This is a genomic window from Sandaracinus amylolyticus (assembly GCF_000737325.1).
Lineage (GTDB): Bacteria > Myxococcota_A > Polyangia > Polyangiales > Sandaracinaceae > Sandaracinus > Sandaracinus amylolyticus.
On record NZ_CP011125.1, the window covers coordinates 5,005,335 to 5,028,373 of the forward strand.

The 23,039-nt window shown below is 72.7% G+C and carries 22 protein-coding genes; 5 read left to right on the forward strand and 17 right to left on the reverse strand.

Annotated features, from left to right (window positions below):
• Positions 1-30: 30 nt before the first annotated feature.
• Positions 31-1,005, forward strand: coding sequence for a tetratricopeptide repeat protein (locus DB32_RS21245; protein WP_169791507.1), 975 nt, complete (start codon positions 31-33; stop codon positions 1,003-1,005).
• A 3-nt stretch (positions 1,006-1,008) separates the two neighbouring features.
• Here the strand turns inward: DB32_RS21245 and DB32_RS21250 are convergent, their stop codons facing one another.
• From DB32_RS21250 to DB32_RS21285, 8 genes are read right to left on the reverse strand one after another with little or no spacing between them, the layout of a single operon-like run.
• Positions 1,009-1,791: a tetratricopeptide repeat protein gene (locus DB32_RS21250; RefSeq protein WP_053234477.1), complete on the reverse strand. Its 783-nt coding sequence runs from the start codon at positions 1,789-1,791 to the stop codon at positions 1,009-1,011.
• A complete protein-coding gene (locus tag DB32_RS21255; RefSeq protein WP_240481361.1) occupies positions 1,788-3,653 on the reverse strand; it encodes a BatD family protein in 1,866 nt (621 codons plus the stop codon). Before DB32_RS21255 ends, DB32_RS21250 begins: the two co-directional genes overlap by 4 nt.
• Positions 3,654-3,655: 2 nt before the next feature.
• Positions 3,656-4,636 carry a tetratricopeptide repeat protein gene (locus tag DB32_RS49115; protein WP_205627067.1) on the reverse strand — a complete coding sequence of 327 codons (981 nt, stop codon included), beginning with the start codon at positions 4,634-4,636 and terminating at the stop codon, positions 3,656-3,658.
• Positions 4,633-5,718, reverse strand: a complete 1,086-nt coding sequence (locus DB32_RS21265) for a VWA domain-containing protein (protein ID WP_157069249.1) — start codon at positions 5,716-5,718, stop codon at positions 4,633-4,635. The genes DB32_RS49115 and DB32_RS21265 overlap by 4 nt, the downstream gene beginning before the upstream one ends.
• Complete coding sequence (locus DB32_RS21270; RefSeq protein ID WP_053234481.1) at positions 5,715-6,833, reverse strand: VWA domain-containing protein; 1,119 nt, start codon at positions 6,831-6,833, stop codon at positions 5,715-5,717. The genes DB32_RS21265 and DB32_RS21270 overlap by 4 nt, the downstream gene beginning before the upstream one ends.
• A complete protein-coding gene (locus tag DB32_RS21275) occupies positions 6,830-8,635 on the reverse strand; it encodes a hypothetical protein (protein ID WP_053234482.1) in 1,806 nt (601 codons plus the stop codon). Before DB32_RS21275 ends, DB32_RS21270 begins: the two co-directional genes overlap by 4 nt.
• Complete coding sequence (locus DB32_RS21280) at positions 8,632-9,519, reverse strand: DUF58 domain-containing protein (protein WP_053234483.1); 888 nt, start codon at positions 9,517-9,519, stop codon at positions 8,632-8,634. Before DB32_RS21280 ends, DB32_RS21275 begins: the two co-directional genes overlap by 4 nt.
• A gap of 24 nt (positions 9,520-9,543) precedes the next feature.
• Positions 9,544-10,581 carry an AAA family ATPase gene (locus tag DB32_RS21285; RefSeq protein ID WP_053234484.1) on the reverse strand — a complete coding sequence of 346 codons (1,038 nt, stop codon included), beginning with the start codon at positions 10,579-10,581 and terminating at the stop codon, positions 9,544-9,546.
• A 123-nt stretch (positions 10,582-10,704) separates the two neighbouring features.
• Between DB32_RS21285 and DB32_RS21290 the strand changes: the two genes are divergently transcribed.
• The gene (locus tag DB32_RS21290) at positions 10,705-11,649 is read left to right on the forward strand and encodes a serine/threonine-protein kinase (protein ID WP_053234485.1); all 945 of its coding nucleotides are present in this window, start codon (positions 10,705-10,707) and stop codon (positions 11,647-11,649) included.
• Between the two features lie 3 nt (positions 11,650-11,652).
• Here DB32_RS21290 and DB32_RS21295 read toward each other — a convergent pair whose 3' ends face one another.
• The 3 genes from DB32_RS21295 to DB32_RS21305 form a co-directional block, all read right to left on the reverse strand.
• On the reverse strand, positions 11,653-13,437 hold the full coding sequence (locus tag DB32_RS21295; RefSeq protein ID WP_053234486.1) for a protein kinase domain-containing protein: 1,785 nt from the start codon (positions 13,435-13,437) through the stop codon (positions 11,653-11,655).
• A gap of 178 nt (positions 13,438-13,615) precedes the next feature.
• Positions 13,616-14,605: a hypothetical protein gene (locus DB32_RS48390; protein WP_053234487.1), complete on the reverse strand. Its 990-nt coding sequence runs from the start codon at positions 14,603-14,605 to the stop codon at positions 13,616-13,618.
• Positions 14,598-15,407: a cadherin-like beta sandwich domain-containing protein gene (locus tag DB32_RS21305; protein WP_053234488.1), complete on the reverse strand. Its 810-nt coding sequence runs from the start codon at positions 15,405-15,407 to the stop codon at positions 14,598-14,600. The genes DB32_RS48390 and DB32_RS21305 overlap by 8 nt, the downstream gene beginning before the upstream one ends.
• 258 nt (positions 15,408-15,665) lie before the next feature.
• Here DB32_RS21305 and DB32_RS21310 point away from each other — a divergent pair, with 258 nt between their 5' ends.
• Together DB32_RS21310 and DB32_RS21315 are read left to right on the forward strand one after the other, a co-directional pair.
• Positions 15,666-16,478 carry an alpha/beta fold hydrolase gene (locus DB32_RS21310; protein ID WP_053234489.1) on the forward strand — a complete coding sequence of 271 codons (813 nt, stop codon included), beginning with the start codon at positions 15,666-15,668 and terminating at the stop codon, positions 16,476-16,478.
• A gap of 100 nt (positions 16,479-16,578) precedes the next feature.
• Positions 16,579-16,971: a hypothetical protein gene (locus DB32_RS21315; protein ID WP_053234490.1), complete on the forward strand. Its 393-nt coding sequence runs from the start codon at positions 16,579-16,581 to the stop codon at positions 16,969-16,971.
• A gap of 7 nt (positions 16,972-16,978) precedes the next feature.
• On the opposite strand, the gene DB32_RS21320 is transcribed toward DB32_RS21315, so the two are convergent.
• From DB32_RS21320 to DB32_RS21335, 4 genes are all read right to left on the reverse strand, one after another.
• Positions 16,979-17,431: a response regulator gene (locus DB32_RS21320; protein ID WP_053234491.1), complete on the reverse strand. Its 453-nt coding sequence runs from the start codon at positions 17,429-17,431 to the stop codon at positions 16,979-16,981.
• Positions 17,432-17,523: 92 nt separating this feature from the next.
• Positions 17,524-18,528 carry an ABC transporter ATP-binding protein gene (locus tag DB32_RS21325; protein ID WP_053234492.1) on the reverse strand — a complete coding sequence of 335 codons (1,005 nt, stop codon included), beginning with the start codon at positions 18,526-18,528 and terminating at the stop codon, positions 17,524-17,526.
• Entirely contained in the window at positions 18,521-19,567 is a 1,047-nt protein-coding gene (locus DB32_RS21330) for an ABC transporter ATP-binding protein (protein WP_075097581.1), read from the reverse strand. Before DB32_RS21330 ends, DB32_RS21325 begins: the two co-directional genes overlap by 8 nt.
• 25 nt (positions 19,568-19,592) lie before the next feature.
• Positions 19,593-20,429, reverse strand: coding sequence for a LolA family protein (locus DB32_RS21335; RefSeq protein ID WP_157069251.1), 837 nt, complete (start codon positions 20,427-20,429; stop codon positions 19,593-19,595).
• 91 nt (positions 20,430-20,520) lie between these two features.
• On the opposite strand from DB32_RS21335, the gene DB32_RS21340 reads away from it, so the two are divergent.
• Positions 20,521-21,189 (forward strand): hypothetical protein, encoded by a 669-nt coding sequence (locus DB32_RS21340; protein WP_157069252.1) that lies wholly within the window; start codon positions 20,521-20,523, stop codon positions 21,187-21,189.
• Here DB32_RS21340 and DB32_RS21345 read toward each other — a convergent pair.
• Entirely contained in the window at positions 21,180-22,217 is a 1,038-nt protein-coding gene (locus DB32_RS21345; protein ID WP_053234495.1) for a zinc-binding dehydrogenase, read from the reverse strand. The two genes, DB32_RS21340 and DB32_RS21345, sit on opposite strands and share 10 nt — an antisense overlap.
• On the reverse strand, positions 22,214-22,999 hold the full coding sequence (locus DB32_RS21350; protein WP_053234496.1) for an alpha/beta fold hydrolase: 786 nt from the start codon (positions 22,997-22,999) through the stop codon (positions 22,214-22,216). The genes DB32_RS21345 and DB32_RS21350 overlap by 4 nt, the downstream gene beginning before the upstream one ends.
• Positions 23,000-23,039: the final 40 nt, after the last annotated feature.

Genomic DNA, 23,039 nt, shown 5'->3' on the forward strand with positions numbered 1-23,039 from the left:
GGGGCGCTAGTTCTAGGGATGTTGCTGGGGGTGTCCAGCGCTCCCGCGGCCGCCCAGACCGCGCGCGAGCGGGCCCGCACGGCGCGCGTGGACGCGCTGCTGGCGCAGGCGGAGCGCGCAGCGGCGGCGGGGCGAGCTCCGCGCGCGTTGGCGCCGCTGCGGCGCGCGATCGCGACCGCTCCGAGTGATGCGCGCGCACCGCTCCGGCTCGCCGAGCTGCTCCTGCCCGATCGGGTGGACGCGCGCGCGGCGGCACCGACGGCCGCGATGCAGCGCGACGCGGCCGAGGCGCGACGCGTCCTCGAGACGTGGCTCGCGACGGATCCCCAGGATCCCGCGGTGCGACGGCGCGCGAGCGCGATGCGCTGGTGGGCGGCCGCCATCGCAGAGGAACACGGCGCGGCGATCGACGGGGTCACGCGCGAGGCCGGTCTCCAGGACGACGCCGCGGCGAGCGCGCTGCGACGTCTCGCAGCGCTCGCGATCGTGCGCGACGACCTCGGTGGCGCGCGGCGTGCGCTCGAGGCCGCGCGGCGTGCGATGCCGCAGGACACCGACGTCCTCGCGGAGCTCGCGACGGTCGCGCTCGCACAGGGCCGCGCGAGCGAAGCGGTCACGCTCTTCGAGGCCGTCGTCGCGCGCCGTCCCGGCGATCTCGAGGCGCTGCGCGACGTCGCGGGCGCGCGGCTCGCTGCCGGCGACGCGGCATCTGCGGCGCGCACGCTCGAGAGCGTCGCGCGTCAGCTCCCGACGAGCGGGGAGGTGCGCCTGGAGCTCGCACGTGCACGCCTCGAGGCGGGCGACCGCGAGGGCGGGATCACGGCCGCGCGCGAAGCGCTGGCGCTCGCGGCGGACGACGACGCCGAGCCCGCGATCGTCCTCGGCCAGGCGCTCGCTGCTGCGGGCCGCGACGACGAGGCGCGCCGGGCGCTCGAGGACGCGCTCCGCCGCAGGCCCGGGAGCCCGCGCGCCACCGAGGCGCTCCGAGCGCTACGGAATCCGTAGCGGTCAGTCGAGCCGCACGACCTTCGCGCCCTCGACCCAGCCCTCGTGCGCACCCGCGCGCACGCGGAGCCACGCGCCGTCCTCACCCACGATCCACGCGCGCTCGCCCTCGCGCGCCCGTCCGCGCTCCTGCGCGTCCTCGTGCGGCCCTTCGCGCAGCGCGACGCGATCCTCGATCACGACCGCCGGCGCGCCCTCGTCGAACGCGCCCGAGCGGATCGCGAGCCCGAGGGACGCCGCCCCGAGCGCGATGCCGAGCAGCGGCGCGCCGATGCCGAGCGCGAGCCGCGCGGTCTCGCGGCGCACGAAGAGGAACGCAGCGAGCACCGCGAAGAAGAGCGCGTCGAGCACCAACACCGCGCCCGCGAGCGCGTCGCGCGAGAGGCGCCCGAACACCGCGTGCGCGAGCCCGTCGTCGCTCGCCATCGTCGCCTCGCCCTCGCGATCCGCGCGACGCGACGCGAGCGCATCGCGCGCGTGCTGCAGCGCGCGCGATGCTTCGGAGTCCGAAGGACGCACGCGCAGCGCCCGTTCGTAGGCCGCGATCGCGCGGCCGTGACGTCCTTCGCGCGCGTAGGCCGTGCCGAGGTTGTAGAAGACGTCGGCATCCCGCACGCCGAGCTCCACCAGCTCCTCGTAGCGTTCCGCGGCATCGTCGTACGCGCCCCGGAAGTACGCCTCGTTGCCCGCGCGGAAGAGATCGTCGAGCGTCTCGGCGCGCGCGCTCGAGCTCGCGAGCGCGAGGCACGCGAGGGCGAACGCCGAGGTCACGAGCGCGCGCCTCATCGCTCGTCCTCCGCGGTGGGCACGAAGCGATCGAGCTCGCCGATCAGCTCCCTCGCGCGCGCGAGCGCGCTCTGCATCTCGTCGCGCTCCGCGGCGCTCGCGCTGAAGCGCGCCATCTCGTACGCCTCGAGCTCCTCGACCACGCGCTTCGCGAGCGCGTCGCTCATCCCGCGCTCGACGAGCCGACGCTCGAGCTGCCGGTGCGTGACGCTGCCCACCGACTCGCCCAGCCGCCCCTCGATCACCGAGCGCAGCGCCAGCGTGAGCGCCGCGTAGAACGCGCGCGCATCGCCCTGCGCTGCGTGCGACTCCGCGACGGCGAGGCGCTTGCGCGCCTCCTTCGTGACCTTCTGCGGCGAGCTCTGCGCGCCGCGGGCCGCCGCGCGACGGCGCGCCGCGATGCCGATCACCAGCCCCAGCCACGCGAGCGGGAACGCCGCGACGGCCCACGGATACCACGCGCGATCCGCGAGCGCGGTGTCGCCCCGCGCGAGCTCGCTGCGCGTGCGGACCGGACCGAGCTGCGCCACGTGCTCGGCGTCGGGCGGTGCCGGCCTCGCCTCGTCGCTCTGCGCGCTCGGGATCGATCCGCCGACCGGATTGCCGGCCGCCATCAGCGTGATCGGCGCGCTCTCGACGACGCGGTACGCACCGCTCGCGGGATCGAACGTCGCGACGCGGAACGGCGGGATCGTGTACGTGCCCTCGCGCTCCGGCACGACGAGCCACTCGAACGTGCGCGTGCCCGCGACGAGATCGCCCGGCGCGCTGATCTCGTCGCGCGTCTGCGGCGCGAGCACGCGGAGCCCGTCGAGCTGCGGACCTTCGATGCGCAGTGCCTGCACGTGACCGCTGCCCGTCGCGCGCAGCGTGAGGGTGACGGCGTCGCCGGTCGGCACCTGCGTGCGATCGAGCGACGCCTCGAGGCCGAGCTGACCGACGTGCACCTCGCCGGGGGGTCGGCCTTCGTCGGGCAGCGGTCGCACGCTCACGGTGAGCGGCACGCCGGTGCGCTCGACGTCGGGCTGCGGACCGCCCGCGAAGATGTCGAACACGCTGCCCATCGGGATCGTGACGGTCGGCGCGCCGATCGTGAGATCACCCTCGCGGAGCGGGAACGCCGCGAACCGGCGCAGCACGTACACGCGAAACGGCACCGACCCGACGACCTGCGTGGTCGCGTCGAGCGTGCGCGCGGGCGGCAGCAGATCGTGCACCCAGAACCCGTCGGTCGTGGGCTCACGCGTGATCGTCGGGGAGCCGCGCAGCGCGCCGCGCACGTAGAGGTAGAGCGTGACGGTGATCTGCTCGCCTGGCCGCGCCTCGGAGCGATCGACCACGGTGCGCAGGAACGCCTGATCGTCGTAGATCGCGCCGTCGAGCGTGCCGGTCGGCGGCGCCGAGGACGGCTGTTGAGGCTGCGGCTGTGGTTGCTGCTGCCCCTGCGGCGAGCCGGCGCCACCGACGACGATCGTGAGCGCGTTGCCGACGTACTCCCGGCCTTCGATCGTCACGCGCGGCGCGCGCAGATCGAAGCGCCCGGGCTGGCTCGCGCGCAGCACGAACAGGTAGACCGCCGTCGACTGCACGACCTGCGTCTGCGAGCCGAACCCGAAGCTGAACTGCATCGGGCGCGAGACCTGCTGGCTCAGCACGTCGAACGCCGAGAGGTCCGGCAGCTCGGGCTGCGGCGCCTGCGCGTTGCTGACGTCGACGCGCACTTGCAGGCGGAACGTGTCCCCGATGTTCACCTGCGTGCGATCGGCGCTCATCGTCACGTTCGCCGACTGCGCGCGCACCGCGACCGGCGCGAGCGCGAGCACGAAGCACGCGGCAGCGAACGGCGAGAGCGCGCGACGCATCGTCACCAGTCGCGCTCCACGCGCCGCTGCTCGCGCTGTCCGCGAGCGCGCGCCATCGAGCGCTCGAGGTTCTCTTCACCGTCCTGCAGCGCATCGAGCACGCGCTCCATGTCGGGCGGAAGCGAGCGCTCCTGGGTGCCCGAGGCCTCCGACTCGCTCTCGCCGCTCGGCTGATCTTCGCGCTGCCCCTCGGGGCTCTCACCGGGCTGCTGCGAGTCCTGAGAGTCCTGCTGCTGCTGATCGTCGCGCTCGCCGGAGTCGGACGAGTCGTCCTGCTGATCCTGCTGCTGCGAGTCCTGCTGGTCCTGCTGCTGGTCCTGTTGGTCCTGCTGCTGCTGGTCCTGCTGGTCCTGCTGCTGCTGGTCCTGTTGGTCCTGCTGCTGCTGGTCCTGTTGGTCCTGCTGCTGCTGGTCCTGTTGGTCCTGCTGCTGCTGGTCCTGTTGGTCCTGCTGCTCTTGCTGGTCCTGCTGCTGTTGCTGCTCCTCCTGCTCGCGGATGCGCCGCAGCGCGAGCTCGAGGTTCCAGCCAGCATCGCGGTTCCCGGGCACCTGACGCAGCGAGCTGCGGAACGCGTCCGCGGCCTCGCGGAACAGGCGCTGCGCTTCCTCGTGGTTCTCCTCGCCCGCGGCCGCGTCCGCCTGCTGGTAGAACGCGAGGCCCAGGTTGTAGTGCGCTGCCCCGCGGATCTCGCGGCTCGCGGGAGGCTCGGTCGCGAGCCGCAGCGCCTCGCGCGCCGGATCGAGCTGACCCGCCGCGAGCAGCGCGAGCCCGCGATCGAGGTGCACGCCCGCTTCGCTGGGCAGCGCGCGCGCTGCTCGGTCGTACGCCGCGAGCGCGCCCGCGTGATCGCCCGCCGCGAGGAGCTCGTTGCCCTCGCGCACGTCGCCGTTCTCGCTCCGGAACAGCTCCCACGCCGACGCGCGCGCCGGCATCGCCGCCATCATCGCGAGCCCGATCGAGAAGAGCACGGTGCGCGTCGTCATCGTCCCGCCTCCGTCCTGCGCCGTCGCCAGCGTCCCGTCCACGCGTCGGGCAGCAGCGCCTCGAGCACGAAGAGCAGGAACGCCGGGAAGAGCAGGAGCGCGTAGCGATCCTCCTGCACAGTCACCCGACGCGTCCGCTGCTCGTCCTGGTGCATCTGCCGCATCTCGGCGCGGATCTGATCCACGCCCACACCACCGCGGCCCGCCGCGAAGTAGCGACCGCCCGTCGCCTCGGCGATCTCGCGCAGCTGTCGCTCGTTGTCCTCGGTGAGCGCGGTCTGCACGAGCTGTCCCTGCTCGTCGCGCAGATAGCCCGTCCACGTCCCGTCCGGCGCGTAGGTCGGGATCGGCTCGCCCGTGCGCGATCCGATGCCGACCACGTACACGCGCACGCCGTTCTCCGCGAGGCGCTGCGCGACCTCGACCGGGTTGCCCTCGTGATCCTCGCCGTCCGTCATGAGGATCACGACGCGCGAGCGCTGCGTCCCCTCTTCGGGCGGAGCCTCCGCCGCGCCCCCACCGCGACGCCCCGCGCGCTCGAGCAGGCGCTCCGCCGCGGTCAGCGCGCGCGCGATCGCGGTGCCACCGACCGGCATGTCGTAGGGCCCGAGGTCCTGCAGGAACAACGCGAGCGCCGCGTAGTCCGTGGTCATCGGGAACTCCATCGTCTCGCCCGCGAACGCGACGACGCCCACCCGATCTCCGTCGAGCTCCTCGACGAAGCGCACGACCTCGGCCTTCGCGCGATCGATGCGGCTCGGCCGCACGTCGCGCGCGAGCATGCTCTTGCTGAAGTCGAGCGCGATCACGACGTCGATGCCGCGCTTGCGCAGCACGCGCGTTCGACTCCCCCACTGCGGCCCCGCGAGCGCGACGATCGTCAGCGCGATCGCGAGCACCCAGAGCACCGCGCGCGTCGCGCGCCACGGCCCCGAGCGCCCCGCGACGAGCGCGCGCACCGTGCCCTCGTCGCCGAAGCGCTCCATCGCGCGACGACGACGCCAGAACGCGAAGATGGGCAGCCCCGCGAGGAGCGGCACCATCGCGAGCAGCCAGAGCACGTCCGAGTCGCGCCAGCTCACGGCCACCTCCGCAGCCAGAGCGACGCGAGCAGCAGCTCGAGCACCATCAGCGCGAGCGCGGGCACCACGAGCGCCGGGAAGAGCTCCCCGTAGACGCGCCCGGTGTCCTCGATCTCGCTGCGCTCGAGGCGATCGAGGATCGAGTGGAAGCTCTGCTCGAGCCCGCGGCGGTCCGACGCGACGAACGACTCGCCACCGGTGCGCTCCGCGAGACGACGCATGAGCTCGGGGTTGATCGGGAAGTTGCCGCGATCCCAGAGCGGACGGCCGAACACGTCGGTGCCCGCCTGCACCCGCGCCGACTCGTCCTGGCCCATCAGGATCGTGTAGACGCGCACGTCCATCGTTCGTGCGAACTCGGCCGCCTGATCGGGCGAGACGTTGCCGCTGTTCGAGTCGCCGTCGGTGAGCAGGATGACGACGCGGCTCTCGGCCTCGGAGCGACGCAGTCGATTGAGCGCGGTGCCGAGCGCGTTGCCGATCGCGGTGCCGCGTCCGTCGACCATGCCGAGCTCGAGCTCCGCGATCATCCCGCGCAGCGCTTCCTTGTCGGTCGTCAGCGGCAGCAGCGTGTACGCGTCGCGCCCGAACACGACGGCGCCCATGCGGTCGTTGGGGCGACGGCGGATGAAGTCGTCGACGACGTCCTGCATCGCCTCGAAGCGGTTGGGCTGGATGTCGCCCGCCTGCATGGAGAGCGAGACGTCGAGCGTGAGCACGATGTCGATGCCCTCGATCTCCGCGGAGTCGCGCGCGTGGATCGACTGCGGGCCCATGAGCCCGAGCACGAGCAGCAGCACCGCGACCACGCGCATGCCGACGAGCGCGGGCGCGGCCCAGAGACGCAGCCCGCCGCGCGCGACCTTCGCGAGATCGCCGGTGCGCGAGAGCAGGATGCGCGGCGCGTGCTCGTGGTGGAGCCAGGCGCGCGCGAGCCACACGAGCGGCGCGGCGACGAGGAGCAGCGCGGCCCACGGTCGCTCGAACCGGAACGACCCGGCCTCGAGCGGCACCTCGTAGTGCCCTTCGATCGCCCACGCGCAGACGTACGCGACCGGGACGAGGAACGCGAAGGTCCACCCGATCGTCGCGAGGATGCGCACCCAGGGCTTCACGACGAGCCCTCCCTGCCGCCGCGATCGAACGCGTTGCCGGTGAGCGTGGCATGCGCGGGCGCGTCGTAGATCGTCTTGCGCGGCTCGCGCCCTTCGAGCGCTGCGTCGCGCGCCGACTCGTGCAGGTGCTCGATCACGAGACGCACGCGCGCACCGTTCGCCGTGCGGCGCGTCGCGAGCGTGGACGTGAGCTCGGCGTGCACGCTGCGCAGCGCCTGGCGCGCCGCGTGCTCGTCGGGCAGCGACGGACTCAGCGTGACGATCACGGTTCCGTCGAAGTCGGGATCGAGCGCGCGCGACTCGACCGCACCGAGCACCGACGCGGTGAGCACCGGCGAGAGCGCGTCGGGGGACGCGACGACGAGCGGCAGCGTGATCGGCGCACCACGCGGCGGCTCGGGCGGCGGCGACGACACCGACGTCATCGCGGGCGACTCGCGCGTGACCGGGATCGGTCGCGCGATGACCGAGGGCGCGAGGATCGAAGCGTCAGGCGCCACGATGACCGGGGCCTCGACGGCGGGCGTGGTCGTGTCGACGACGACCGGCGCGGCTTCGCTCGGAGGTTCGACGGGCACCGGCGGCTCGACCACCGCAGGCGCACTCGAAACCGCAGGCGCACTCGAAACCGCAGGCGCACTCGAAACCGGAGCCGCACCCGCACTCGCCGTCCCCGTCGCACCCGCCGTCGCCGTCGCACCCGCCGTCGCCGTCGCACCCGCACCCGCCGGCGGGCCCGGGGCGTGCGGCGCGATCGCGGGCGCGCTGGTCGCCATCGTCGTCCGCACGACGCGCACTGCGCCGTCGATCATCCGCTCGCACTCGTCCTGCGAGGGCACCGCCTTCGCGAACTTCACGAGATCGCAGTCACCGAGCAGCGCGGTCACTTCCTGCACCGTCGAGCCCGTCGGGCGCGCCGCGCGCATCCGCGCGATGACCTCATCCGTCGTGCTCTCGAGCCCGTTGAAGTCGAACCGCGCGCCGAGGTACTCGCGCAGCGCGTCGCTGATGCCGTCGACGAGCGCCACGTGCTCGCCGTTCTCGAGCATCGTCGCGCTCTTCTTCCGCAGCGCGTCGAGCTTCGCGAGCGCGCTCTCCCACGCGGGTCGCGGCGGCGGAGGCGGCGCGGCCTTCTTCGGACGACGGCTCCACCACCGCGCGATCAGCCACGTCGCGAGCGCCGTGAGCAGCATCCCGCCGAGGATCCCGAGCACCCACGCGAGCGTGTAGTCGTCCTGCATCACCGCGACGGGCGGCGACGGCGGGCGCGGCTGCGCGTCGGGCTCGTTCGCGATGAGCGATCCGATCACGATGCGCTGCGGCTCCGTGCGCACCGCGCCGACCGTTCCGTCGGCGGTCACGACGCGCAGTCGCAGCGCGGGCAGCTCGTGCTCGCCCGGCTCGAGCGCGAGCAGATCGATCTCGAACTCGTACTCGCGACGCCCACCGTCGATCGGGCGGTCACGATGATCCTGCGCGTGCAGCTCGAACGGCCCGAACGGCTGGCGCGGCACCGCGACGTCGTCGCCCTCGGGCAGACGCACCGTGATCAGCACGTGCACGACGTCGCCGGTGACGAGCCCCTCGCGCGGCTCGATCACGAGCGAGACCTCGGGGCGATGTCCCTCCGGAAGCTCGCGCTCGGCGTCGATGTCCGCTTCGATCGCGTCGTCGATCGGCGGGGCGACGCCCGCGTCGCTCGTCGCGCCCGCATCCGATGCGCGCGAGCCCGCGTCCTGCGCGCGAGCCGAGCCCGCGATCAGCAGCAACGACAGCGCGAGCAGCGAGATGCGCGCGCTCATCCGTATCCCTTCATGCGCTTCTCGCGGCGCCGGAAGAGCTCCGCCAGCGCCGGCACGTACGGACGATCGGTGCGCACCGTGACGTGGTCGACGCCGAGCCGACCGAAGAGCTGCTCGCGGATCGCGCGCTCCTTCGCGACGCGCGACGCGTACGCACGACGCACCGCCGGATCGCTCGTGTCGACCTCGAGCAGCTCGCCGCTCTCGAGATCCTCGACGAGCGCCCAGCCGACGTCGGGCAGCTCTTCCTCGCGCGGATCGACCACCTGCACCGGGATGAGATCGTGGCGCGCCGACGCGATGCGCAGGCTGCGTTCCCAGTCCTTCGCGATCAGATCGCTCACCAGGAACGCGACCGCGCGACGTCGCTGCACGCCGCCGAGCAGGTCGAGCGCGACGCGAAGATCGGTGCCCTTCCCCTTCGGCTTCGCGTTCAGGATCTCGGTGACGACGCGCATCACGTGACCCTTGCCCTTCTTGGGCGGCACGTAGCGCTCGACGCGATCGGTGAAGAGGATCAGCCCGACGCGATCGTTGTTCTTGATCGCGCTGAACGCGAGGAGCGCGGCGACCTCGGCGACGGTCTCGACCTTCGGCCGCGCGACGCTCCCGAAGCGCTCGCTCTCCGAGAGATCGACGAGGAGCATCACGGTCATCTCGCGCTCTTCGGAGAAGACCTTGACGTAGACCTCGTTCATGCGCGCGCTGACGTTCCAGTCGATGAAGCGCACGTCGTCGCCCGGCTGGTACTGGCGCACCTCGCTGAACGCCATGCCGCGTCCCTTGAAGACCGAGTGATAGCCGCCCGCGAGCTGCTCGTTCGCCAGCCGGGACGTGCGGATCTCGATCGTCCGCAGCTTCTTGATGAGCTCCCGAGGGATCATCGCGAGGAGTTCATGAACGATCGTTCAAGGAACTTCGACGGTGTCGAAGATGCGCCGCACGACCTGCTCGCTCGTGAGCTCCTCGGCCTCGGCCTCGTACGTGAGGATGATGCGGTGGCGCAGCACGTCGGGGCCGACCGCCTTCACGTCCTCGGGCGTCACGTACCCGCGGTGCCGCACGAACGCGTGCGCGCGCGCCGCGAGGTTGAGCGCGATCGACGCGCGCGGCGACGCACCGTGCGCGATCATCCCGACGAGATCCTTGAGCCCCGCCTTCTTCGGCTCGCGCGTCGCGATCACGACGTCGACGATGTAGTCGTTGATCTTCTCGTCCACGATGATGTGGCCGATCACCTCGCGCGCGCGGAGCACCTGCTCGGGCGTCGCGACTGCCGCGACCGCGAGCGGATCGTTCACGGCCGGCTCCGTCGAGCCGCGCTTGCGCTTCGGGCCGAGCGCCGCCTGCGCCATGCGCGACATGATCTTCTTCTCCTCGTCGCGCGTCGGGTAGCCGACCTTCACGTGGAGCATGAAGCGATCGACCTGCGCCTCCGGGAGCGGGTACGTGCCCTCCTGCTCCACCGGGTTCTGGGTCGCCATGACCATGAACGGCTGATCGAGCGGGAACGTCGTGTCGCCGATCGTGACCTGCTGCTCCTGCATCGCCTCGAGCAGCGCGCTCTGCACCTTCGCGGGGGCGCGGTTGATCTCGTCGGCGAGCACGAGGTTCGCGAAGATCGGGCCCCTCTTCGCGGTGAACTCGCCCTTCTGCTGGTTGTAGATGACGGTGCCGACGACGTCGGCGGGCAGCATGTCGGGCGTGAACTGGATGCGCTGGAAGTGCGCGCTGATCGTGTCGCAGACCGTCTTGACCGTCAGCGTCTTCGCGAGGCCGGGGACGCCCTCGAGCAGCACGTGACCGCCGGTGAGCAGGCCGATCAGGATCCGCTCGATCATCTCGTCCTGGCCGACGATCACCTTCCTGACCTCGTGCAGGATCGGATCGACGAACGCGCTCTCGCGCTGGACCATCTCGTTGATCGCTCGGACGTCGGTGTACATGCGCCTCGTCTGCCTTCGGCCCCGGGGGTTACACGCAGCTCGCGGCGCTTGCAACACTCGGAAACCCGGGTTCTTCCAAGGCGCTTGACCTCCCCGGGCGCGAGCCTCGATGCTGGCTCCACGTTGCGGCTCTCGAGCCAGCCCGAGCAGATCGGCCCGTACCGCGTGATCGCCCCGCTCGGCACCGGCGGGATGGCGTCGGTGTATCGCGCCGAGCGCATCGGCGAGCAGGGCTTCCGCAAGGTCGTCGCGCTCAAGCGCATGCACCCGCGCTTCCGCCAGGACTCGCGGCTCGAGGCGCGCTTCGTCGCGGAGGCGCGCACCAACGCGCGGCTGGTGCATCCGAACCTCGTGCAGGTGCTCGACTTCGGCACCGTCGCCACGCCCGAGGGCGGCGAGCGCTACCTCGCGATGGAGCTCGTCGAGGGCATCACCCTCGCGCAGCTGCTGACGCGGCTCGGCGAGCTGCGCGATCGCATGCCGGTCGCGCACGCGCTCGCGATCGTGTCGCAGTGCGCCGCGGCGCTCGACTACGTGCATCGACGCACCGACGACGCGGGTCAGCCGCTCGGCATCGTCCATCGCGACGTGTCGCCGCAGAACGTCCTGCTCTCGTGGGACGGCGAGGTGAAGGTCAGCGACTTCGGTCTCGCGAAGAGCGCCGATCACGAGATGATGACGACGATCGGCACGCGCCTCGGGAAGATCGCGTACATGTCGCCCGAGCAGCTCGACGGCGTGTGGGTCGACGCGCGCACCGACGTCTGGGCGCTCGGCACCGTGCTCTGGGAGTGCCTCGCGCAGCGGCGCATGGTGCCGGGCGACGTGCTGCAGGCGGCGATGATGATCAAGGCCGGCGTGTTCGAGGCTCCTTCGCGCATCCGGCCCGACGTGCCCGCGGAGATCGACGACGTGGTCGCGCGCGCGCTGCGGCCCAACGCGGACGCGCGGCTCGCGAGCGCGCGCGAGCTCGCGCGGGTCGCGCGCACCGCGCTGCACCGCATGGAGCCCGGGTTCGGCGCGGAGGATCTCGCCGAGCTGCTCGCCTCGTGCTTCCCCGAGCGATGACGCTCAGGGCGCGAGCTGCGCGAGGCGCTGCTCGATGATCCGCTGATCGCGCGAGCCGGGCGCGAGCTCGAGGTAGCGACGCAGCGCGCGCGACGCGGTCCCGCGATCGCCCACCGCCGCGGCCGCGAGGCCGAACCCGCGCCACGCGCTCGCGCGGTCGGGCGCGAGCTCGGTCGCGCGCTGGTACACGCCGAGCGCCTCGCGCTCGCGGCCCGCCACGAACGCCTGCAGCGCGCGGCTCTCGAGCGCGCCGACGTCGACGTCGCGATGGCGGCGCGCACGGCTGCGCTCACGATCCTGCGCGGGCGCTTCGTCGTCGACGGCGTCGGGCTCCGGCGCGAGCAGCTCCGCGACGGCCGGTGCCTCGAGCTCGATCGCCGGCGGCGCCTCCGCGACGACACTGGGCACGTGCGACGGCTTGGCGGGCGCGATCACGTCGGCGCGCGGAGCGGCGGCGGCAGCGCGGATCGCGGGCGCGCTGGTGCCATCGTCGGCGCCCCACGTCGCAGCCGCGATCCCGAGGGCGACCGGCACGGCGACGGCGCCCGCGAGGGCGCGACGCCAGCGGCGCGACGGCGTGCGCACGCGCGCGAGCCCGAGGCGCGCCCATGCCGCGGAGGTGCCGGTGACGGGCGCAGGACGCGGTTCGGCGCTCGGCGACGACGCACGCGGAGGCGGCGCCGACGCGCGCTGCACCAGCGCGATCGGCATCGTGCCGAGGAGCGGCGACGCCTCGCGGTCCACGCTGCTCCACGCGTCGATGCCGAGCGGCAGGCCGAGCTCCTGCGCCGCCGCGCGCAGCGCCTCGGACATCTCCGCGGGATGACGCCAGCGATCGGCCGCGTCGCGCGCGAGCGCGCGATCGATCACCACCGCGAGCACCGCGGGCACGTCGGGGCGCACCTCGCGCACCGGTTTCGCGCGCTCGGTGAGCACGCGCGCGAGGACACCGCCCGGCGTCTCGGCGTCGAACGGCGGATCGCCGACGAGACACTCGTAGAGCACGCACCCGACGGAGTAGAGATCCGCGCGCACGTCGAGCGGCTCCCCGCGCACCTGCTCGGGCGGCATGTACTGCGGCGTGCCGAGCACGCAGTCGTCCGCGGTGAGCGTCTCGAGCGCGATCTCGCTGCGCATCGCCTTCGAGATCCCGAAGTCGAGCAGCTTCACCTCGACGTAGCCGTCGACGCAGCGCTGCAGCATGACGTTGCTCGGCTTGATGTCGCGGTGGATCACGCCGCGCTCTCCGAGCGCGGTGAGCCCGGCGAGGAGCTGCACGCCGATCTCGATCGTCGCCGCGGCGTCGAGCCGCGAGCGGTCGATCACGCTCTCGAGGTCCGCGCCGTCGACGTGCTCCATCACGAGGAAGGGCGCGCCGTCCTCGAGCTCGCCAGCGTCGAGGATCGAGACGACGTTGCGATGCCGGAGCCGCGCGCCGAGCAGCGCCTCGCGACGAAAGCGCGCACGACGTCGCGCGTCGAGCCCGAAGCCCGCGTGCAGGACCTTCACCGCGACCGGATAGCCGAGCGACACGTGCTCCGCCTGGTACACGGTGCCGTGGCCACCGCGCCCGAGCGCGCGACCGACCCGGAAGCGACCGGCGATCACGGTGCCCGGCGCGATCGGCTCCTCGTACGACGCGCGTGGAGCCGGCGATGCCGACACTCCGCGCCACGCGGGCGATGAATCTCGATCGGGTGCGTCCGCCGTCGGGCGCTCGCCGGACGCGACGAGCGAGCTCTCGTCCGAGCGAGCCATCTCCTCCGATGCGGTCTCCGCTTGCGGCATGACTCCGAGCCTCCCGAAGCGCGACGCGCGTCCCCCCCGCGTCGTCACGCCCCGGCCGCGCACGTTGCAGTCTGCGTACCGAGCCCGAATGCCTCGTCTCGTCGCGGAAGCGAGGTCGAGCACGTGACCCGGGGCGTGGCAGGTCACCTCGTGTGCGCGAGAGCGCGCCACGCGCCGCTCACGGACACGCGCGGTTGCACACGACGAGGTCGTCGGCGCACCGCGTCTGGGTGCCATTGCACGCGAGCACGCAGTCCTCGCCCCACTCGCCGTCGCAGCGCAGCAGGCACGACGCCGATCCATCGCAGCGCAGCTCGCAATTCGAGGTGCCGGAGCAGTCGAGATCGCAGCGCGACGTGTCGCGGCACTCGAAGGGCAACACGTTGGACACGCCGACCGCGTCGATCGTGCACCGTGCGCCGTGCTCGCAGCGTCCCTTCACGTTCGACGCGCCGCGCACCTCGTAGCGGCAGTCGGCGCCGTCGCACCTCATGTCCTGACAGTCGCCGCCGCCCGGGCAGGAGAGCGTGCAGTCGCACCCCTCGCTGCACGTGCACGCCGAATCGCACGTCTGCCGGCACGCGCATCCCGCGGCGCACTGGCCCGCATCGGCCGGCGGGGCGGTCCACGCGTCGCCCGCGCCCGCGTCACCCATCGGACCGATCGGCGTCGACGCATCGGGCTCGCCCATCGTGATCGGCGTGAGCGCATCGCGGCCGGTCCACTCGGGCAGCGCGCCGTCCGCCACGTCGATCGGCGCGCATGCGCCGTCCACGCAGGTCTGCGACGCGTCGCACTGACGCATCGCGCACGACGACGAGAGCACGAGGTGCAGCGCGATCGAGCGCGACGGAGAGAACGCGAGGCGCGCCGCGCGCGAGACGATCGCGGCGGTGCCGTCGAGCGCGTGCGCTTCGATCGTGACGGGCCCGTGCGGCCCTCCGTCGTGCACGACCGGGAGCACCAGCGGCAGCGGCGTCGTGGTGAGATCGACCTCGCGCGTGACCACGTCGCCGCCGATATCGCGCGCATCGACGACGAAGCGCACGCCGTCGATCGACTCGGGCACCGGCAGGTCGGAGTCGGCGATCACGACGATGCGCGTGGGGTCGTTGCGGCACCCGACGAGGATCGCGATCGCGATCGCCCACGCGCGCCGATCAACCATCGCGACCTCGCACGATCACCGGCGGTAGATCGCTCGGCTGCGCCGTTCCCCCGCTCTGCCCGCCGAGCGCGAGCACCGCGATCGCGACGCCGATCGCGACCGCCGCCGCGATCCCCGCGCCCACGCCGACCCAGACCCACGCGTCGTCTCCACCGCTCGCCGGTTCCTGCGGGCTGGTCGCGCTCCGCTCGCGCGCGCCGTTCGCATCCGCGCGCGCCGCCGACGACGACGCGCGCGCCGACGCGACCGGGTGGAGCACCACCGCGCGGCGCTCGCCCTCGCGCAGCTCGACGTCGGTCCGCGCGAGCACCACGCCGCGATCGTCGCGCACCTCGAGCCGATGGCGCCCGGGATCGAGCGAGATCTCGCGCGCGCCCGCGCCCGGATCGGTCGCCGCGCCGTCGACGAAGAGCGCGTGCGTCGGCTGCAGGCTCGCGATGCGCAGCTGCACCGACGCGACCTGCGCGTCGACGCTCGCGAGGAGCTCGCGCGCGGCGTCGGCGACGAGGAGATCGCGCTGGCGCGCCACGACGCGACGCAGGAGGCGCTGCGCCTCGACGAAATCGCCGCGATCGACGAGCGCCGCCGCGAGGTTGTACGCAGTACGATCTCCGGGATCGAGCGCGTGCGCGCGACGCAGGCGCTCGATGGCGCCCACGCTGTCGCCCGCCTCGCGGAGCGCGACGCCCTCCTCGAAGAGACGCGTGGCCTCGCCGTCCTGCGCGCGCGCTGGAACCTCCCACACGGCGCTCGTCGCGAGGACGATCGTGCACATCGCGACGGCTCGCTTCGGGTGCGGCATGGCTCCTCGTGGCGAAGTGCCAAAGCAACGTGCATTCCGCCTCGGGAACCCGCTATTTTCCGACGTGGCGGTCGCGTGCACGTGGAGCGATTCGCCTCGCCCGCGCCGGGGTGCCACAGGCGCGACAACGCTCGCCTCACGGCACCTCGCGTGCACCGCCCGCGCGCCGTGCGAGCGACCACGCGATCCCGTTCGTCCGCTCGCCTGGCCGCGCATCGAGCGACTCACCTCGCGCTGGTCCTCGCGCTCACGACTTCGATGGCGGGCTGCGGATACCTCCTGCGGTCGCCCTCGCGACCGGTGCCCGCGCTCCACTACCACTGGGGCGGCGCCGAGGCGCGCGCGTCGTGCCTGCTCGTGCTGCTGCCCGGCTTCTTCGACGATCCCGACGCGTTCGAGCGACAGGGCGTCGTCGATCAGATCCATCGCGCGCGACCGACCTGCGACGTCGTCGCGATGTCGCTCCACCTCTACGACTACCGCGACGAGTCCGTCGTCGATCGCGTCCACGAGGACGTCGTGCTCGAGGCGCGGCGTCGCGGATACCGACAGGTGTGGCTCGTCGGGATCTCGATGGGCGCGCTCGCGGCGGTGCTCACCGCGCGCGAGCACCCCGAGGACATCGACGGGCTCGTGCTCGTCTCTCCGTACCTCGGCACGCCCGGGTTCGCGCAGCGCTTCGAGCGCGAGCTCGCGAGGCACGGTGGCCTCGTCGCATGGGCGCGTGCGACACCGGATCGCCCCTGCCGCTACTCGCGCGTGCTCCACGATCCGCGTCCGGTGTGGCGATGGCTCGCGGGCTACGGCATGCACCCCGATCGCATGCCCCCGCTCTGGCTCGCGTTCGGTCGCGACGATCGCTTCGCGGACGCGCAGCGTCTCCTCGCGGGCGAGGTCGCTGCCGATCACCAGCTCGTCGTCGAAGGGCGGCACGACTGGGCGACCTGGCGCCGCATCACGCAGGATCTCGTCGCGGAGCTCCCGCTCGAGCTCGCGAGCGACGAGAGCGCGCCGCGCGAAGCGCTGCCGCGCGGACAGCTCGCGCGCAGACCGGCCGCCAGCGACTGGTGATCGCGCCCCATCCGCGCACGGAGAGCACCGCGCGGCGAGCACACGACGAGCTCGGAGCGCGGCACATACACTGCACCCGTCCCGCCGCGGAGGTTCTGCAATGCGGTTCGGGCAGACGGCGATGGTCCTCTCGTTCGCTCGAGGTCGCGCCCGCCACGTCGCGCGACAGCTGCTGGATCTCGAGTTCCGACTCGACCTCGAAGCGCTGACGACGCCCGCAGGACTCCGGCCGCTGCGCACCTACGAGCACGAGCTGCGTCGCGAGATCGCGCGCTGCGTGCGGGACCTCGAGCGGCTCGCCGACACGCTCGACCTGAAGGACGCGCTTCGCGAGGCGATCGTGCGCACGTGTGACTGCTACGACGCTCGCATCCTCACTCGCGCCGCGCCGGGCTCCGATGCGGACGTGAGCTGGGCGCTCTCGCTGCGCGAGCTCGAGCACGCGCTCACGTCGCGACCGCCCGCTCGAGAGATCATCGCGGCGGTGCGCTGACGCGCTCTCAGCTCGCGGTCTTTCCCTTCGGGGTGCCGTGCAGCCAGCGCGCGCCGGTCGCGGGCCGAGGGCGCGAGGACTTCCGCGGCCGCGCCATCACCGACTGCTCGATCGCCGCGACGAGCTCCATCACCTGGAAGGGCTTCGCGAGGCACGCGTCGAAGAGCTCGCGCTCGCTGCCCTCGACCGACAGCAGCGACCGCGTGAGGAGCACGAAGCCGGGTCGCTCGTCACCCATCCGCTCGCGCGCGAGCGAGCTCAGCTGCGCGCCCGAGAGCTCCTTCATGCGGTGCTCGGTGATCACCACGTCGAAGCGCCGCGGGACGAGGATCTCCAGCGCCGCGAGCGGCGAGCTGAAGCCGAGCGTACGGAAGCCGACATCACGCAACACGCCGTTCACGCTCCGCACCGCCCACGGGTCCTCGTCGATCACCGCGACGAGCACGCCTCCACGATCCACATGCGGTGGTCCCCCCACTGTCGCCCCCTCGCTGCTTTGGCCCGGAAGGCCCGTACGTGGGCACGCGCGGGGGCGCCACAAGGGGCAATCGATCACTCCGCGAGGTGGCACGCGACGCGATGGCCCGAGCGCTTCTCCTCGAGCGCCGGATCGCGGACGTCGCACAGCCCCTTCTTCGCGATCGGACAGCGCGGATGGAAGCGACACCCCGACGGCGGCGCGAGCGGGCTCGGCACGTCGCCCTCGAGCACGATGCGCGCGCGGCGCGACCCGGGATCGGGCGTCGGCACTGCGCTGAGCAGCGCCTTCGTGTACGGGTGCTTCGGCGTCTCCCAGATCGCGTCGGACGACGCGACCTCGACGATGCGCCCGAGGTACATCACGGCGACGCGATGGCTCATCCAACGCACGACCGCGAGGTCGTGCGCGACGAAGAGGTACGAGAGCCCGAGCTCGTCCTGCAGGTCCTTCAGCAGGTTGACGATCTGCGCCTGGATCGAGACGTCGAGCGCGCTCACCGGCTCGTCGGCGACGACGAAGCGCGGATCGACCGCGAGCGCGCGCGCGATGACGATGCGCTGGCGCTGGCCGCCCGAGAATTCGTGGGGATAGCGGCGCATGTGATCGGCGCGCAGGCCGACCTTCTCGAGCAGCTGCGCGATGCGCTCGCGCTCCTCGTACACGCCGCGCGCGAGCCCGTGGACGCGCAGCGCCTCGCCGATCGCGCTCTGGATCGTGAGCCGCGGATCGAGCGCGCCGTAGGGATCCTGAAACACGATCTGCATGCGCCGCCGCAGCGGGCGCATCTGCTCGCGAGAGAGCGTCGTGATCTCGCGGCCCTCGAAGCGGATGTGCCCCGACGTCGGCTCGATCAGGCGCAGCACGAGCCGGCCGAGCGTGCTCTTTCCGCAGCCCGACTCGCCGACGAGACCGAGCGTCTCGCCCGGCGCGACCTCGAGATCGACCCCGTCGACGGCGCGCACCGCGCGCGACGTCCGATCGAAGAGCCCGCGTCGCTGCGCGAAGTGCTTGGTCAGACGCTCGACCGCGATCAGCGGCGCGCGCTCGGTCTCCACGGCGGGGGCGAGCTCAGACAACACCCGTCTCCTGCGACTGCGTCGCGAGCGCGCCGGACGCGAGCTCGCTCTCGCGCACGCACGCGACGCGATGACTCGAGAGCGCGTCGGGCGCAGCGCCCATCGTGAGCGCGACGAGCGCGGGATCGGCATCGCGACACGCGGGCGCAGCGTGCTCGCAGCGATCCTGGAACCGACATCCCGCGGGCAGCGCGCGCAGATCGGGCACGACGCCGCGGATCGTCGGCAGGCGCGCGGCGCGCGACACGGCCGTGCTCGAGGGCACGCTGCGCAGCAGGCCACGCGTGTACGGGTGTCGCGGCGAGGTGAAGAGCGCGCTCTTCTGCGCGCGCTCCACGACGCGCCCCGCGTACATCACGACGACCTCGTCCGCGAGCTCCGCGACCACGCCGAGATCGTGGGTGATCAGGATCACGCTCGTACCGGTCTCCCGCTGCAGTGCGCCCAGGAGCTCGAGGATCTGCGCCTGGATCGTCACGTCGAGCGCGGTGGTCGGCTCGTCGGCGATCAGGAGCTCGGGCTCGCACGCGAGCGCGATCGCGATCATCACGCGCTGCCGCATGCCGCCCGAGAGCTGGTGCGGATACGCGTCGATGCGCTCGCTGGGCGCGGGGATGCCGACCCTCGCGAGCAGCTCGATCGCGCGCGCACGCGCGGCCTTCGCGCTCATCGCGAGGTGGGCGCGCAGCGTCTCCTCGATCTGCCGGCCCACCGTGTACACGGGGTTCAGCGAGCTCGACGGATCCTGGAAGATCATCGAGATGCGCCGGCCGCGCAGCGCGCGCATCGCGCGCTCGTCCATCGTCGCGAGATCGCGCCCACCGAACAGGATGCGCCCGGCGGCGACGTGCCCGGGCTCGGGCACGAGCCCCATGATCGAGAGCGACGTGACGCTCTTGCCGCAGCCGCTCTCGCCGACGAGCGCGAGCGTGCCGCCGCGCGGCACCTCGAACGAGACTCCGTCGACCGCGCGCACCGGGCCCTCGTCGGTCTCGAACACCGTCACGAGGTCCTCGACGACGAGGAGCGGTTCCGCCATCAGGCGCGCGAATCTACCACGAGGGTCACTCGCACTGGACCGTCTCGACCTGCAAGCCCGGGCGGGCCTCCTGCACGAACGCATCGGCCGGGACCTCGGCGTTCAGATCGATCGACTCGAAGCGCACGAGCGTGTCGATCCCGCGCGAGGGCTGCTCGAACTGGATGCGGAACGGCATCGTGACCGCCGCGCCGCCGCTCGGGTCGCTCACCGCGCGGTAGTCGTCCCACGTCACGCGCCACTCGAGCGAGCCGTTCGCCGCGTTCACGCGCGACTCGCGCAGGCGCATCTGCTGCTGCTCGGGCGGCTGCTCGCGATCCTCGGGGCGCACCTCGAGCGCGAGGTGCTGCGTGCGGCCGTCGTTCCCGTGCAGCGTCACGTGGTAGGTCCCGCCGTCGCAGCGCATCTCGGATCGCGTCGACTCGATGCGCGGCGTCTGGCCCGTGAGCAGCAGCGCGACCTCATCGCCGGCGAGCGGGATCCCCAGCAGGCGCTCGATGTTCGAGGGGCACGTCGGGCCCACGTAGAACCGATCTTCGCGCAGGTCCGTGAGCGCGAACGTGGTCCCGTCGCTCGTGAGGATCGCGGCCGGTCCCATCTGCGTCATCGCGTCGAAGCGCACACGATCGGGGCGCTCGAGGAACATCATCACCGTGCCGCGGATGCGACCCTCCTCGTCGCGCCGATCGACCCGCGCCTCCGCGCGCATCACACGCAGCGTCTCGCGCGATTGCTGATACGAGGCGAGCGCCGTCGCCGGATCCTCGATGCGCACCGCCGGGCAGACGCCACCGGGACATCCCACGAGCGGGAGCGCGAGCGCGGCGCCCATCCACCGGAGCACGAAGGAGCGTGTCTTCACGCGCGAATGGTTAGGCGCGCAGCACGCGCGGAGCAAACGTGCGCGGGTAGAAGCATCCGCTCACCGCGTAGATGGCTCCGTGGAGATCGCGATGCGCGCCACGCCCTCGTTCGCCGACCCTGCCCGTCCGGCCCCCGCGTTCCTCGACGCGACCGGCGGCGCACTGCTCTTCGGTCGCGTGCTCCTGTTCCGCGGCCTCGGCGACGCGTTCCTCGCGACGTGGGATCGCTGGCAGACGATCGTCCCCGACGACCTCGCGCTCGTCCCCGCGCACGATCTCTCGCGCTTCGAGGAGTACCGCGGGTTCGACGGATGCTTCCGGGTCGCGGTGGGCGTCACCGTCGCGATCGCGAGCGCCGACGAGGGTCCGTCCGCGCCCTTCGACGACGCCGCGATCCTGCGCGCGAGGGATCGCGCCGCGCAGTGCCTCGACGCGCGCATCGTGGGCGTGCTCGCCGCGACGCTCGGCGCGCACGACGCGCTCGCGCTGCACGGCCAACACACACGCGCGCTGCTCGTCCCATACGGACCCATCGCGTCCGTGCACCTCGCGCACGGCGTGATCGCGGCGGCGCTCTCCACCCCGCCGCCCGGGCTCGCGCGCGTCCGCGGTACCGACATGCGCGAGCGGCCGCACCGCGACGTCGTGCACGGCTCGCTCGTCGCGAGCGCGTGCGACTGGGACATCGCCGAGCCCGACCTCCACGCGGTGCGGACCGCGCGCGGGCGCGCGTTCCATCTCGTCGCGCGCTACGGCTGAGCCACGAGCACGAGCTTGCCGACGGTCGCGCCCGTCTCCAGCGCACGATGCGCGCTCGCGACGTCGTCGAGCGCGAAGCACGTGATCGGCGGCGCGACGAGCTCACCTCGTTCGAACGCGACGAGCAGATCGCGCATGCCCTCGTGGAGGATCGCGCGCTGCTCGAACAAGTAGCTGAGGTTCAGCGCGAGCACGCTGCGGTTCGTGCCCGTCATCGCGAGCGGGTCGAAGCGCGGCGTCGCGAGCCACGTGCGCGCGAGCCGTGCGAGCGAAGGACGCCCACGACCTCGCGGCAGCATCGAGTGGAACCCGTAGATCACGAGGCGCCCCGGCGCGCAGAGCAGCTCGAAGCTCGCGCGCAGCGTCGACGCACCGTTCGCATCGAGCACGATCTCGTACCCGCGCGGCGAGAGCACGCGCGCCCGCGCGACCCAGTCGCCGCTCGACGCGTCGATCACTGCGTCGCACCCGAGCCCGCGTGCGACGTCGATCTTCTCGCGGCGACCGACCACGCCGATCACCCGCGCGCCCGCACGACGACCGAGCTGTGAGAGCGCACCACCGACGCCGCCGGCCGCCGAGTGCACGAGGATCGTCTCGCCCAGGCGCACCTTCGCGAGCCCGTGCAGCGCCCAGTGCGCTGTCAGGAAATTGGCAGGAATGCTCGCCGCCTCGTCGAACGAGAGCGCGCGCGGCTTCGCGAAGATCTGCGCGCGCGGCACGACGACGTGCGACGCGTATCCACCGAAGCGCGTCACCGCGATCACCTCGGTGCCGATCGCGACGTCGCGCGCGAGCGAGCCGACCGCGTCGATCGTGCCCGCGACCTCGAAGCCCGGCGTGATCGGATATCCGACGTAGTGCTTCGCGGACTCGTAGAGCCCCATGCGGATCACGCAGTCCGCGTAGTTCACGCCGCTCGCGCGCACCCGCACGCGCACCTCGTCGAGCACGGGCTCGGGGTCGCGCGCCGCCTCGACGCGTAGTCGCTCGTACCCGCCCGGGCGGTCGACGACGACGCGCTTCATCCGTTCGCCGCGAGGTGCTCGGCGATCGCGCTCCCCACGACGTCGCCGTGGGTGATCGGTCCCATGTGCCCCGCGCCCTCGATCGCGCGCACCTTCGATCGCGCGATCGCGCGCCCGAGGATCGCGACGATGCGATGCGCGACGATCGGCGACCGCGCTCCGTGCATCAGCAGCGTGGGCGCGGTGATCGCGCGATAGGCCTCGGCGCGCGTCGCGTCGCGCATCAGCGATCGCACCTCGAGGTACACCTTCGCGCCGACGCGCAGGAACGACGCGCGTCGGTCCGCCGGCAGCGCGTCCCATGCGCCCTTCCCGTTCCAGAACTCGACGAACGCGCGGTACCACGCCTCGCCGCCGCCGCGCGTGTCGTCGGTGAAGATCGGATCGCGCGCCGCACGATCGAGATCGGCGAGCGCCTCGACGTCGTTCGCCTCGCGCACGAGCTCGAACGCGACCGGGTCGTACACCGCGAGCGAGCGGATCGTCGACGGACGACGCCGCGCGACGGTGAGCGCGACGAGACCACCGTACGAGTGCCCGACGAGATGCACCGCCCCGACACGATCGATCACGCGCTCGACCGCCTCGACGTCCTGCACGTGATCGAAGGGCTCGGCGTGCGGCGGGCTCTCGCCCGATCCCAGGAAATCAGGCGTGATCACGTGGTGCGAGGGCGCGAGACGCTCCGCGATCTTGCGCCACTGGCGCGACGACATGCCGCCGCTGTGCAGGAGGACGACGGGATCGCCGGCGCCCATCGTCGAGACGTGGAGCTCGCTCATCGAGGCGACGCATGGGGCCGCGACCCCGCGCCCGCCACCG

Excerpts from the sequence above, each read along its gene's own strand:
- DB32_RS21330 (WP_075097581.1), bottom strand. The coding sequence starts at position 19,567 with ATGGCGGAACCGCTCCTCGTCGTCGAGGACCTCGTGACGGTGTTCGAG.
- DB32_RS48390 (WP_053234487.1), bottom strand. The coding sequence starts at position 14,605 with ATGGTTGATCGGCGCGCGTGGGCGATCGCGATCGCGATCCTCGTCGGG.
- DB32_RS21340 (WP_157069252.1), top strand. The coding sequence starts at position 20,521 with ATGCGCGCCACGCCCTCGTTCGCCGACCCTGCCCGTCCGGCCCCCGCG.
- DB32_RS21315 (WP_053234490.1), top strand. The coding sequence starts at position 16,579 with ATGCGGTTCGGGCAGACGGCGATGGTCCTCTCGTTCGCTCGAGGTCGC.
- DB32_RS21280 (WP_053234483.1), bottom strand. The coding sequence starts at position 9,519 with ATGATCCCTCGGGAGCTCATCAAGAAGCTGCGGACGATCGAGATCCGC.
- DB32_RS21285 (WP_053234484.1), bottom strand. The coding sequence starts at position 10,581 with ATGTACACCGACGTCCGAGCGATCAACGAGATGGTCCAGCGCGAGAGC.
- DB32_RS21345 (WP_053234495.1), bottom strand. The coding sequence starts at position 22,217 with ATGAAGCGCGTCGTCGTCGACCGCCCGGGCGGGTACGAGCGACTACGC.
- DB32_RS21275 (WP_053234482.1), bottom strand. The coding sequence starts at position 8,635 with ATGAGCGCGCGCATCTCGCTGCTCGCGCTGTCGTTGCTGCTGATCGCG.
- DB32_RS21310 (WP_053234489.1), top strand. The coding sequence starts at position 15,666 with ATGGCGGGCTGCGGATACCTCCTGCGGTCGCCCTCGCGACCGGTGCCC.
- DB32_RS49115 (WP_205627067.1), bottom strand. The coding sequence starts at position 4,636 with ATGACGACGCGCACCGTGCTCTTCTCGATCGGGCTCGCGATGATGGCG.
- DB32_RS21305 (WP_053234488.1), bottom strand. The coding sequence starts at position 15,407 with ATGCCGCACCCGAAGCGAGCCGTCGCGATGTGCACGATCGTCCTCGCG.
- DB32_RS21250 (WP_053234477.1), bottom strand. The coding sequence starts at position 1,791 with ATGAGGCGCGCGCTCGTGACCTCGGCGTTCGCCCTCGCGTGCCTCGCG.
- DB32_RS21255 (WP_240481361.1), bottom strand. The coding sequence starts at position 3,653 with ATGCGTCGCGCGCTCTCGCCGTTCGCTGCCGCGTGCTTCGTGCTCGCG.
- DB32_RS21295 (WP_053234486.1), bottom strand. The coding sequence starts at position 13,437 with ATGCCGCAAGCGGAGACCGCATCGGAGGAGATGGCTCGCTCGGACGAG.
- DB32_RS21350 (WP_053234496.1), bottom strand. The coding sequence starts at position 22,999 with ATGAGCGAGCTCCACGTCTCGACGATGGGCGCCGGCGATCCCGTCGTC.